Annotated in this window: 11 protein-coding genes; 6 read left to right on the top strand and 5 right to left on the bottom strand. The window is 40.8% G+C overall.

The window, feature by feature from the left end:
• Nucleotides 1-139: 139 nt before the first annotated feature.
• The 5 genes from iscU to fdx all read left to right on the top strand — a co-directional run bounded on the left by iscU (nt 140) and on the right by fdx (nt 4,460).
• On the top strand, nt 140-550 hold the full coding sequence (gene iscU, locus ACT3QP_RS03220) for a Fe-S cluster assembly scaffold IscU (protein ID WP_192518431.1): 411 nt from the start codon (nt 140-142) through the stop codon (nt 548-550).
• A gap of 235 nt (nt 551-785) precedes the next feature.
• Entirely contained in the window at nt 786-1,106 is a 321-nt protein-coding gene (iscA, locus tag ACT3QP_RS03215) for an iron-sulfur cluster assembly protein IscA (RefSeq protein WP_192518430.1), read from the top strand.
• 120 nt (nt 1,107-1,226) lie between these two features.
• Nucleotides 1,227-1,808, top strand: coding sequence for a Fe-S protein assembly co-chaperone HscB (hscB, locus tag ACT3QP_RS03210; RefSeq protein ID WP_192518429.1), 582 nt, complete (start codon nt 1,227-1,229; stop codon nt 1,806-1,808).
• A gap of 321 nt (nt 1,809-2,129) precedes the next feature.
• A complete protein-coding gene (gene hscA / locus ACT3QP_RS03205) occupies nt 2,130-4,010 on the top strand; it encodes a Fe-S protein assembly chaperone HscA (protein ID WP_444524450.1) in 1,881 nt (626 codons plus the stop codon).
• A gap of 111 nt (nt 4,011-4,121) precedes the next feature.
• A complete protein-coding gene (gene fdx, locus ACT3QP_RS03200; RefSeq protein WP_192518427.1) occupies nt 4,122-4,460 on the top strand; it encodes an ISC system 2Fe-2S type ferredoxin in 339 nt (112 codons plus the stop codon).
• Between the two features lie 149 nt (nt 4,461-4,609).
• On the opposite strand, the gene ACT3QP_RS03195 is transcribed toward fdx, so the two are convergent.
• From ACT3QP_RS03195 to ACT3QP_RS03175, 5 genes are all read right to left on the bottom strand, one after another.
• Nucleotides 4,610-6,031, bottom strand: a complete 1,422-nt coding sequence (locus tag ACT3QP_RS03195) for an adenylate/guanylate cyclase domain-containing protein (protein WP_444524449.1) — start codon at nt 6,029-6,031, stop codon at nt 4,610-4,612.
• A 368-nt stretch (nt 6,032-6,399) separates the two neighbouring features.
• Nucleotides 6,400-6,831 (bottom strand): HIT domain-containing protein, encoded by a 432-nt coding sequence (locus ACT3QP_RS03190; protein ID WP_192518425.1) that lies wholly within the window; start codon nt 6,829-6,831, stop codon nt 6,400-6,402.
• A 123-nt stretch (nt 6,832-6,954) separates the two neighbouring features.
• On the bottom strand, nt 6,955-10,602 hold the full coding sequence (gene mfd, locus ACT3QP_RS03185; protein WP_192518424.1) for a transcription-repair coupling factor: 3,648 nt from the start codon (nt 10,600-10,602) through the stop codon (nt 6,955-6,957).
• Nucleotides 10,603-10,735: 133 nt separating this feature from the next.
• On the bottom strand, nt 10,736-11,269 hold the full coding sequence (gene rraA, locus ACT3QP_RS03180) for a ribonuclease E activity regulator RraA (RefSeq protein WP_192518446.1): 534 nt from the start codon (nt 11,267-11,269) through the stop codon (nt 10,736-10,738).
• Between the two features lie 78 nt (nt 11,270-11,347).
• Nucleotides 11,348-12,049, bottom strand: coding sequence for an NAD-dependent epimerase/dehydratase family protein (locus tag ACT3QP_RS03175; RefSeq protein WP_192518423.1), 702 nt, complete (start codon nt 12,047-12,049; stop codon nt 11,348-11,350).
• Nucleotides 12,050-12,588: 539 nt separating this feature from the next.
• Between ACT3QP_RS03175 and rpsT the strand changes: the two genes are divergently transcribed.
• Nucleotides 12,589-12,855 carry a 30S ribosomal protein S20 gene (rpsT, locus tag ACT3QP_RS03170; protein ID WP_192518422.1) on the top strand — a complete coding sequence of 89 codons (267 nt, stop codon included), beginning with the start codon at nt 12,589-12,591 and terminating at the stop codon, nt 12,853-12,855.
• Nucleotides 12,856-13,016: the final 161 nt, after the last annotated feature.

Raw genomic sequence — 13,016 nt, 5'->3', positions numbered from 1 at the left:
AACAACGATATGGTTATCTAATAATAACCATTAAACGATTGATCAGACAATTAAAATTAAGTGTTTGACCCCAATTACCAATGAGTGGAGCACCTTAAAGCAATTAGCACTGCTCATTATCTAACTAGGAGAAAACCCCATGGCCTATAGCGACCAAGTTATTGATCATTACGAAAATCCACGCAACGTTGGCAACCTTGACAAAAACGCTAAAAACGTTGGTACTGGTATGGTTGGTGCCCCAGCCTGTGGTGATGTAATGCGCTTACAAATTCAAGTCGATGATAACGGTATCATTGAAGATGCTCGCTTCAAAACTTACGGCTGCGGTTCAGCCATTGCTTCAAGCTCACTTGTTACCGAGTGGCTCAAAGGCAAAAGCCTGGATCAAGCTGGTGAAATCAAGAATAGTCACATTGCTGAAGAATTGGCACTACCACCAGTAAAAGTACATTGTTCTGTACTTGCAGAAGATGCTATTAAAGCCGCTATTAGCGACTATCAAGGTAAGCATGGCGCAGCAGTAGTAACCGAAGAAGCTACTATCTAAGCTGAACCTACTAGTCTGTATGTGGTGCTAGATTGGCCACGTACGGTAGCAGTAATACGTTAAAAACAGCTACTGACGCTAAAGAGGTGACAATGACACTTATGTAATTGTCACCTTTTATTTTCTACTTGAATTTCTTGATAGTCGCTAGCATATTACTTTGGCAAACTCATGATTTTGATTGCCAGTGTACACATATTTTGATATTTATGATTAATAGTCAATGGGAGTTGGCATGATAGAAATGACAGAACGCGCCGCTCAGCATGTTCGAGACTTTTTGGACAATCGCGGTAAAGGCGAAGGCATTCGAGTGGGTATTCGTACAGCAGGATGCTCTGGGTTGGCTTATGTCTTAGAATTTGTAGACACACCTGACGAAAATGACACACGCTATGAAAGCCGTGGTGTTAGCATCTTTATTGATCCTAAAAGCTTAGTATATTTAGATGGTTTGCTGATGGACTACGAAAAAGAAGGTCTTAACGAAGGCTTTAAATTCAGTAACCCTAACCAAAAAGGCGAATGTGGTTGTGGTGAATCGTTCACGGTCTAATGGTTTATATCTTCCAATATTGATGCCCAAATAACGGCAAACAGTTTACATCGTAAACTCAGTTATAAAACATCAGCCAAACAGACCTTTTTAAACAAATAAAAAAGCAAGGCGTATGATATGACAGACATTACACCAGAAACACAGTTTGATAACTTCTTTGCCTTATTTGAGCAGCCAGTACAGTTTGAAGTTAATCAAGACAGTCTCGATCAACATTTACGCCTGCTACAAAAACGTTATCACCCTGATAATGTCGCCAAAAATCAGACAAATATTATCCAAGCACAGCTAAAGTCTGAAAAATATTCAGCACTGATCAATCAAGCTTATCAAACACTAAGCTCACCTGATAGTCGTGCGAGTTATCTATTAGACATAGCAAATCAAGCTCAAAATCTAGAACATTCAATCGCAGACTTAGACTTCTTAGAAGACGCTATGGAAATGCGTATGGACTTAGATGAAGCCACCGAAGATAAAAATCGTCTAACTTTACAGCAGTTACATCCGCAAATTACAGAGCGCTTAGCTAACCAGTCGCAACGATTTAATGACGCTTACCAGACACAAAGCTGGAATACGGCGATTGATGCAACACAAAAACTAAAGTTCTTAGTAAAGCTAGATGCTGATGTCACTACTGCTCTTGATGAAGTAGCAACAGCAGAGCATCAAGACGATGATGACTTATATGTTTAGCTATCTGCAAGTTGCGCCTCTTATCCATAAACTAGAGTCGAATACCGATTTCTAAATATTTGGCTAAAATAGCAGTAGCAATCTCTTATCTCAGAACTGTGAGCCGTTACTCTTTTCTATTTGCAGAGTAGACTAACTATAGTCGAAGCAATGTAAGGTTGATACAAAACAACCAAACACAGAGGATATGGCTGTACAATAAATGAGATTGAAACCGTACCAAGTTACACATGCGTTGATTATAGTCATTGGACTACCCTAGTGCATACATACGCTGCACTGACTCCATTTCACTTATTCATTTTATCTCTGAGTTATTTTATGTCTTTATTGCAAATTGCTGAACCCAATCAAAGCGCCCAACCTCACCAGCATCGTTTTGGTATAGGTATCGATCTTGGTACCACACGATCATTGGTCGCTGTGGTACGTTCAGGTAAGGCACAAGTTTTAGAGGCAGGCGTAGCGACAGATACATTATTACCATCTGTTGTCTACTATCCAAGCACAGGTAAGCCATTAGTTGGCTATGATGCCCTAGCCCATTTAGCAGATGATCCAAAAAATACAATCGTCTCGGCTAAACGCTTTATGGGTCGTAGCCAAGCTGACATCAAATTTTCTCATCCTTATGAGTTAAGTGGCAGCACGGATGATATGCCTACATTTGTGACTGCTCAAGGCGAAGTATCTCCTGTGGAAGTATCAGCCCATATATTAGCCACTCTTGAACAACGTGCAGCGAGTGCATTGCCTGCAGATAGTATCGAAGGTGCTGTTATTACCGTACCTGCTTACTTTGATGAAGCCCAACGTCAAGCGACTAAAGATGCAGCTCAAGCAGCTGGCATCAAAGTTTTACGTTTATTAAACGAACCCACCGCTGCTGCCGTTGCTTATGGTCTTGATCAATCTGCAGAAGCAAGCGAAAAAGAAAGCTATTATTTAATTTACGATTTGGGTGGCGGTACGTTTGATGTTTCTATCTTAAAATTGACAGATGGTGTCTTTGAAGTATTGGCCACTGGTGGTAACAGTGCATTAGGCGGTGATGATATCGATCGTCTCATAACCAACTGGCTTATTAAGCAATTGAATATCGACCCTAAAAAGGTAAGTCTTCATGATAAGTCAATATTGGCGCAACAAGCCAAAGCTTATAAACAGGCACTGACGGATAGTGAACAAGTCGATATCGACATCACAGTCAATAATCAGTCTTATCAAGGTGTATTGAGCCGTGTAGATTTACTGACTATTATAGAGCCTGTTAGCCGCCGTACGTTAAGCGTTTGCGAGCAAGTACTGCGTGATGCCAAACTCTCTAATACTGATTTGGATGAAGTTATCTTAGTTGGCGGCTCTACTCGTATGCCCGCTATTCAGCAAGTCGTGACTGATTTTTTTGCCAAACAGCCCTTATGCCGTCTTAATCCAGATGAAGTAGTCGCCCTAGGCGCCGCACAAACTGCACACCAATTGGTTAATGGCGATGGTGACAACAACCTACTGTTGTTAGACGTGACACCTCTCTCGCTTGGTCTTGAAACCATGGGTGGCCTAGTGGAAGTACTGATACCCCGCAATACCCCTATTCCTGTTAAAAAACGTCAAGTATTTACCACGTATCAAGATGGTCAGACAGGTATGGTGATTCATATAGTACAGGGCGAGCGCGAAACCGTAGATAATTGCCGCTCACTTGGCCGATTTGAGCTGTATGGTATTCCAACAATGAAAGCTGGATTTGCTCGTATTGAAGTCACTTTTAGTATTGATGCAAATGGTCAGCTAACTGTCAGTGCACAAGAAACGACAACCAAAACAGAAAGTAAAATTGAGATTGTACCTTCTTATGGTTTATCAGACGAACAGAAAGAGCAGTTATTGATTGCTGGCTTTAAGTATGCCGAAGAAGATAAAAATGCACGCTCTTTAATTGAGACCAAAGTAGAAGCTGAACGCGAAGTACTTGCGCTAGAGTCTGCACTTCACGAGTTTGCAGCATTACTATCTCCTGAAGAACAAAATGCATTGTCTGAGAAAATACAAGTGTTAAAAACAGCGCTAGGCACTGATGATCTAGCTGTTATTGAAACACAACAGGCACAGCTTAAGCCTCATAGTGATAATTTTGCATCCCGTATCATGAATCAAAGCGTTAAAACCAGTATGGCTGGCACTAGTGCCCAAGATTGGTAGACAGATACACCCAGTAATACATATATTTAAAAATATAGCTGTTCAATGATACTAAACACAACTATTACACTTTTTATTTCTTTAAATTGATTAGCCTCGGAAAGACGATTTATGCCAAAAATTACTGTACTACCCCATCACGAAATTTGCCCTGACGGCGCCGAAGTCGAACTAGAGGCAGGAAGCAACCTGTGCAAAGCATTAGTAGAAAAAGGCATTAAAATTGAACATGCCTGTGAGATGTCAAAAGCCTGCACAACCTGTCATGTGGTCGTACGTAAAGGCTTTAATAGTCTAGAAGAGATGGATGATATCGAAGCGGATTTGTTAGACCGTGCTTGGGGATTAGAACCTGATTCACGCTTATCTTGTCAGGTAATACTCGATGATGAAGACTTAACCATCGAAGTACCTAAATATACGCTAAACCACGCTAAAGAAAACCATTAGGCACGCATTAATAATGCACTTCTTTACTATCAGATTAAAAAGCCAACTATCATCATGGTAGTTGGCTTTTTTGCACTTCGTTTGAAAGACTACTTACGTATCAGCCACTTAAATAATACTTTTGGCTTTGGCTACTATTTCCTAAAAGTCTAATGACGATTAATGTCATTGTGTTTGTCCTCTGCAACATTATCAGTGACCGCTTTTTCTTTCTCTTGTTCAATACGCTCTAATGCAAAGTTTAGTCGTGTTCTAATATCTTGATAATCGTTATAATCCATGTCTTTAAAATTTAAATGTAAATTAAATCCAGGTAGTGTGTAATCAACCCACTTTGACAGATGGACTTTATCAATATCAGGATCAAACACTCGCCATGCATGTACTTTACTATCAAATCCTTTTAGCTGAAATGCCCCTGCATGCTGACACTCATAATTATGACAAATATAGTCGTACGTACTTTCGCTGATCAATATCTCATCCTTCCCAGCACTCGACTCTAACCTTGCGGCCAGATTGGCTTCCTTACCGATTAAGGTATAGCTGAGCCGGTTCTTACTGCCAAAATTACCCACATGACAATACCCTGTGGTAATACCCATACGTATATACAAACCCTCAAAACCCATCAGACGCCACTTCTGTCTTAACGTTCGCATTTCACGACGCATGTCTATCGCCATGGCAATACAGTCCAAGGCATCTTGCCGCGCACCTTGGCTATTAGGCTCACCAAAAAAGCATACCATACCATCACCAATGAACTTATCAAGCACTGCTCCATGCTTATTGGCAATCATAGTCATACAATGCATATAAGTATTTAAAATATCAGCCAAATTATCAGAACTCAGACTGTCAGACAATTCCGTAAAACCAACGATATCTGAGAACATAATAGTCAGCTTAGCACGTTTATTAGAGACAGCCACGGGAACATCAGACTGTACAATCGGCTCCCAAATCTGCGGTGGAATAAAACGTGTTAGCTTATTAATGACTGAAACCATCGTAGTCGATCGTCCAGTTGCCTGATTAGCACGTACTTCATAATCAATATATCCTTGATAAATATGCCTGAACTGCCATAGAATAACAACCATACTCGCCAATAAGACCAAAGGCGACAGCCAGCCTTCTTTACAGTCTACACCTGTACCATTCAATGTCACGCTGACATAATAAAAAATGATGATGGCAGCTATCGCTATAATTATCAGCTTAAATCGGTTTTCACGGCCACTGAGAATAATACGTAAGATTATTAGTGCAATTAAGCTAATAGATATTACTGCACAAAACTGTATCGACCCAATAACTGAAGACAATAAAATAATAACAATATTAGACGTCCAAAAGCTGGCTTGGCGACGGTAGTTGTAAATCAAAATCAGTAAACTAGGCAGGACAACAACAACAACCAATGCCATTGCCGTGGCTCTGAAATCAAAATGCCAAGCAAGAAACACAACAGTCATTATCAAAACGAAGACTTCTGGATAGTCAAATCGATAGGCCACTTTATTTTTTAATGGACGATTCGGTGTTGGCGTATCTAGAAAAGGCATATTAAATATTCGCTTAAGAAGAACAGACGATCAGAAAGCCGAGAAGGCATGAGGATAATCGAGAGATAATGGAAATGCAGGACTCACCTTTATAGTTATTTGGATGTAAAAACACTTAGTCAACGTATTATTATACTTTTCAAATATGATAAAAACTATGTCATTGATGGCTAAAAGCCTACCACTTGTCACTCATCTTGCCTTAAAAGTCATATTAATAAAATTATAATATTCATTATCTATACTGACAATAGAAAAGCCAGATAATAAATATCTAGCTTTTTTATACTTAAATGATAATAAATATTCAGTGACGGACTAAAAGGGTCTGTGTAATTAGAAAGACCCTCATTTAAGAAATAACTGAACTACATTTGCCAATCAAACGGCATTTGGTGGTGGCCACGTAGTGCCATCATTAGAGTCTGCTGCATCTGCGCCAATACTTCTTTAGTATAAGGAACAGCGGGAACACCCCATACAGGATTGGGCCATTGCATATCATTTTGATAGCGAACGATATGATGAAAATGTAGCTGCGGCACTTGATTACCCAATGCTGCCACATTCATCTTATCTGCTTGAAAGGTCTTGGCAAGTTGGCTTGACAACCAGCTCGACTCACGTAAAAATTGCGCTTGGTCTGCTTCAGTTAGTTCATACAATTCTTTGATACCTGATACACGGGGGACCAATATCAACCAAGGAAACTGACAATCATTGATCAGACGACAAGTTGATAATGGAAAATCACCTACTAAAAAACTGTCAGCAGCAAGTTTATGATGAAGTTGGAACATAATAACGGTTCTCTTGTTATGAAGCTTAAATAAAAGCGTAGAAAGATTTAATCTTTCTATTTTATCAGTTATCTATCCGATAAAATAGCGCCATCACTCGCATACTGTTACGCATATACATAACTAGACAGGCTCTGCCACCATATGCTCGCTAAAATAGCGTAATAATTCTTGAATCACTGTCACACGCTGTTGTGGTGTTTCGAGTTTATCGGCATGTTGATAACGAATGCCAGACGCACCGTTCATTCGATAACGCTGACCATCTGTCTGAATTAATTTAATGATAGCTAAGGCATCAACGGGCGTATCAGGCGCAAACTCTAGTGTCATGCTATTGCTATTCGCATCAATTTTATTAATTTTCAGTGGTTCTGCTTGTAAACGCAGGCCATGAATGGCGAACAGTTGCTTGGTTTGATCTGGTAGCATACCAAAACGGTCAATCATTTCAGTCCGAATATCCGTCAGCGCCTCTTTATCATCGGCATTACTGATGCGTTTATAAAATAACAAACGTTGATGCACATCATGTAAGTATTCTTCTGGTATCAGTGCAGAGCTGTGTAGATTAATCTCACTGGTGAGTGATAATGGCGTACTCAAATCAGGCTCTTTGCCTGCTTTTATCGCCTTTGTCGCACGCTCTAGCATATCCATATATAAGCTAAAGCCAATCACTTGCATATTTCCACTTTGCTGCTTACCGAGTATCTCACCTGCCCCGCGAATCTCTAAATCCTCACTTGCCAGCATAAACCCTGCGCCCAATGTGTTGGCACGTTCAATCGCATGTAATCGGCGTTTAGCATCGCCTTTTAGACCTTTAATAGAAGGCACAAGTAAATAACAATAAGCCTGGTGATGACTACGACCAACACGGCCACGTAGCTGATGCAACTGAGCCAGACCAAATTTATCAGCACGCTCAATAATAATAGTATTAGAGTTGGGCACATCAATACCCGTTTCGATAATGGTCGAGCATACCAGCACATTAAATTTTTTGTGATAGAACTGCTGCATCACTTGTTCAAGTTGACGCTCTTGCATCTGTCCATGTGCAACACCTACTCGTGCTTCAGGAACCAACTCACGAATGGTCTCTGCCATGCGCTCAATGCTCGCTACATCATTATGTAATAGATAAACCTGTCCACCGCGCAACAACTCACGCAAGATAGCTTCTTTCATCAAGGCTTCTGTCTTTTGCATGACAAAGGTTTTAATCGCCAGACGGCGTGCTGGTGGTGTTGCGATAATCGACATATCACGCATGCCTGACAACGCCATATTAAGCGTTCTAGGGATAGGAGTTGCCGTCATAGACAAGCTATCGACATCGGTCTGAATGGCCTTAATACGCTCTTTATGACGCACACCAAAGCGATGTTCTTCATCGACAATCATGAGACCTAAATTAGAAAATTTTACATCAGGTTGCAATAACTTATGGGTACCAATAACGATATCAACTTTACCCTCTGCTAAATCCGCTAAAACCGTATCTTGATGCTTTTTGCCACCAAATCGTGATAGTGTTTCGATACGTATTGGCCAGTCCGCAAAGCGATCACGGAAATTGTCTTCATGTTGACCTGCCAGCAATGTAGTCGGCACCAATACAGCCACTTGATAGCCTGCACTCACCGCAATAAAAGCGGCGCGCATAGCAACTTCTGTTTTACCGAAACCAACATCGCCGCAGATAAGACGATCCATCGGCTGATTTTGTCTCATGTCTTCGATCACTGCATGGATAGCATTTGCTTGGTCAGGTGTTTCTTCAAACGCAAACTGACTGGCAAATAGATCATATTGTGAAGCATCTATTTTAAAATGAATACCCACTTTGGCTTCGCGCCTTGCTTGCATATTAAGCAATTCAGCTGCGACATCATGAATTTGCTCCAATGCTTTTTGCTTAGCTTTGTCCCATTTACCACTACCAATCTTATGCAGCGGTGCAAGTGCTGGATCGCCGCCGCTATAACGGCTAATCATTTGCAAGTTAGCCACTGGCACATAAATGCTGGCATCATCGTCATATTTAAGATGGATAAACTCTTGATCGCCATCACCCACATCTAACGTAATCAAGCCATTATAACGCCCAACGCCGTGTTCAATATGAACAACAGGACTGCCTGCTGTTATTTCGGTAACACTCTTTACTAAAAATTCTTCTGACACGCCGCTTTGACGACGGCGCCGGGTTTGCAGTACCTGACGACCAAATAGTTGCGTTTCACTAATCAGTACTAGGCGCTCAGGGACATAAACCCCACGTTCAATAGGCGCAACGGTTAGACCAACCTGTGGTAACTTTTTATGACCAGCACCACTCGTTTTGTCTGCTACTAGAAAAGCTTCAAAGCTATCATAGGCTTTAATATCGATTTTACCTTTGAACAGCTCAGTTAGAATCTCACGACGACCAGCTGTTTCGGCAACAATCAATACTGGCGTTGCCGTTTGTGCTTGTCTCTCTAAGAAACCTAACAGCTCAGTAAGCGGCTCAGCTTTTTGATGATTCACTGCTAGCTGCGGCGGTTCTTGGGCGGTTAGGGTGACCACACCTTGTTGTTTATTCGTCGCAACCTCGTCACGAGCACTTAAAATGACACGGGGGTAGTGATTAAGCTGCTCATTAAGGGTATTGGATAACAAGTATAGTAACTCAGGAGCAACGATTGGCTTATCAATATCATGGCGACGCTCTTCATAGCGGCGCTGGATTTGTGACCAATAATCTGCTTGTTTTTCAGTTATCAACTCATCGGTGATAAACAAGGCATCGTTTGGTAAATAAGAGAATAAGCTGCTTTCAGCTTCCCACTCTTTTATGTCAAAAAACAATGGTTGATAGTATTCAAGTCCACTACTAGCAATACCTGCCATCACATCTTTGTGTAGTTCAAACTTACGACTACTGCTATTAGGGAACATCGCGGCAAAATTGGTACGAAAAGTCTCACGCCCTTCATCGAGCGGGAACTCTTTTGCGGGTAATATTTGGAATTGCTGAAGGGGTTTTGAGATGTCTGGCAATTTATGTAGTAGTGATAGTGACTCTTTACCAATATTACTATCATTACCACTCATCATTGACTTGAGGTCATCGACGGTTAATGTACGCTGAGTCTGCGGGTTAAAAAATCGAATCGTCTCAATCTCATCATCGAATAAATCAAGACGCAACGGAAACGGCTGACCCATGGCAAAGATATCAATGATACTACCGCGCACAGCAAACTCACCTGGTTCAAAGACATTATCAACAGCTCGGTAGCCTGCCTTTGCCAATAATCCGCGCTGGGTACTGATATCAAACTGATCTCCCACACTCAAATCAAAATGTTGACCAATCAACCAGCTAGGTGGCGCCACTCGATGCATCAACGCTTGTACTGATATCAGCAATACACCTGATGTTGGCATATCGGTTAATAGGTTGATGCGCTCACTAACAATGTCTTGATGTGGTGACAACTCATCATAAGTCAGTGTCTCCCAATCAGGAAACACATAAGCATCTACCCCGCAAAATGCCAACTCAGTCTCTATCTGATTGAGCTGATTTTGGTCTCGCGTCACCACGACTTTTAGTCGGTCAGCAACATCCCCTATCGATGCCTGCATCAAACTTGCCAGCCATAAACTACTGACGGCTCCATGCACAGGCGCTAACCAACGGCGCTGGGCATTTTGGATAGGAAATAGCTGCTGGTTAATCGGGTCAAACGCGTCAGTCAAAGCAGTGATAGGCATAAAGGATAGGATCAAATTTAAGAGTCAGATAGCTATTATACGAATATTTGCGCAATTACCAAAACTTATGCCGTAACGGTTTGTCACTTCACATTTTACGCATCATTAAGACTCATGATAAAAGATATTTTTTCTAAATTAACGGCCTATCGCTAGCGATGATGCCGTTATTGTCTGCATAAACAAACATGCCTGAAGTTAAGGTTAAATCGCCAAAGCTAATTTCAATATCAGTCTGCCCTTCGTCACGACGGTTCGATTTACGCGGGATACAACCGAGTGCTTTTATCCCAATAGCCATATCCGCCATATCATCCACATCGCGCACACAGCCATATACAATGACACCTGCCCAGCCGTTATCGATTGCCGCCTGCGCAATCATGTCACCTAACAGTGCACAGCGCATCGAACCTCCACCATCGACGACCAATATTTTGCCATTGCCATCTTTATCTCTGCCATCACTATTTAACAATGATTTCACGCGACTGTTATCTTCAAAGCATTTAACAGTCACAATTTCACCGCAAAATTTGTCCTTGCCACCAAAACTATAAAATGACTTGCCTTCAATATTTGGCAAGCAGACCTGCGACTTAGGGTTGGCGTCTAATAAATCACATGTCACAAAATTACTTTTATTCACTGTTTGTGATTCTGGCATCATGTTTGGCATGGTTACACTCCTTGTTATTTGTAATTCAGTGCTACTTTTAAATATTTACTTCATTTTTTACTTAGGCTATTTATTAACGCTAGTCATCGCAAGCATCTGTTTATTTTCGATAATATCAGTCGTTTTGATCGTAGGGCCAGTACGATACTTACTACGTTCGTAGATATCATGCGCGCTCATTACTATTGCACTAGCAACACGTTTAGCGGAAATAGGATGTAGTGACAATGATTCTGAAACAAAAGGTGATATTAGCCTGAAAGCCTTTTGACCAATACTTTCAAGTGGCCGACCTTTATGCTTACCGAGCAGCAATGAAGGACGGAAAATTACGAGCTGTGTAAAACCCAATGATATAATAGACTGTTCAGTCTCAGCTTTGACTCGATTGTATAAAAAACGACTGCGAATATCAGCATTCATGGAGGACAATAAAAAGAAGTTTTCAACCCCTTTATCTTGGCACAATTGAGCAAATCTCACATTATAATCATGGTCAACTTTTCTAAAAGCTTCATCACTACCAGCCTCTTTTTTGGTAGTACCAAGACAACTAAACGCATCAGTCTTACGATCGGCACCAACGCTTGCAAATATTTCAGTTAAGTTGTCAAAATCGTTTACCTGATAAAAACGCATACGGGCATTGATATAGCGTGGTGGACGCCTTGCAATCACAATTAACGTGTCATAAAGCTCACTAAGTTGCTTAACCAGATACTGCCCTACCAGCCCTGTTGCACCAATTACAATTGCTTTTCGCTGCATACCCTATCCATTTATATAGTGTTAAAAATTTTATAGTGATGATAAATCTTGTATTTTATAAGTCCATCACTTTAAGCGGTGCCCCCATTTTAAAAGTAATACTCAGAGTGAGGACTTGCCTTAGTATCATACCTAAATTAATACATAACTGACGGTATTCTATAAAATATATTGTAAAAGTTGTTATCAACCGCCGGGAATTACGAGTCCACCTTAATATTTTTAGGCCTAAATGTGCTACAGAACCCTAATAGCCACTAGAGAAACCGATAATCCATATGCTAGCATAACTTCTTTTACTATTAATCATCAAACTTATTGTTCTAAGCGCAATAATTTGATAAGATAACCGGCTTTACACGTCAACGCTGTTTAATTATTCCAAACAGTTATGGCGATTGCGATGCACTATTAATATTAGATACTTTAATATTAGACATCGATATCATGTTTGACGAGAGGCTGCTCGTCACCGGTGATTGTTAAACTTTTTTACACCCAACATTCATATTTTATCTGTCTTTATCAAGGAGATACGCGTGGCTAATACTGCACAAGCTCGTAAACGCGCCCGTCAAAACACCAAACGTCGTCAGAACTCTGCGTCACAACGCTCTATGGTTCGTACTTACTTAAAACGTGTTGATGCGGCTATCACAGCTAAAGATTATGATGCGGCTACCGAAGCTTACAAAAAAGCGGTACCAGTTCTTGATCGTATGGCTGACAAAGGTATTATTCATAAGAATAAAGCTGCTCGTCGTAAGAGCCGCCTAAACAAAACAATCAAAAGCTTACAAGCTTAAGATTTGTCACGTTTAGACCCTATTACGCTGTAATAGCGTAATAAAAAAGACCTTATCCTAGTGATGAGGTTTTTTTATGCGTGTCTAAAAACTGATACCATTCACAACATTAGAGTTGTAGGGAAAACGGTTGTAAGGAAAACAAGTGCGAAGCCGCTAAT

This window comes from Psychrobacter sp. AOP7-B1-24, from assembly GCF_052376215.1.
Taxonomy (GTDB): domain Bacteria; phylum Pseudomonadota; class Gammaproteobacteria; order Pseudomonadales; family Moraxellaceae; genus Psychrobacter.
Note: the sequence above shows the minus strand (reverse complement) of the source record. Positions and strands in the feature narration are given on the sequence as shown.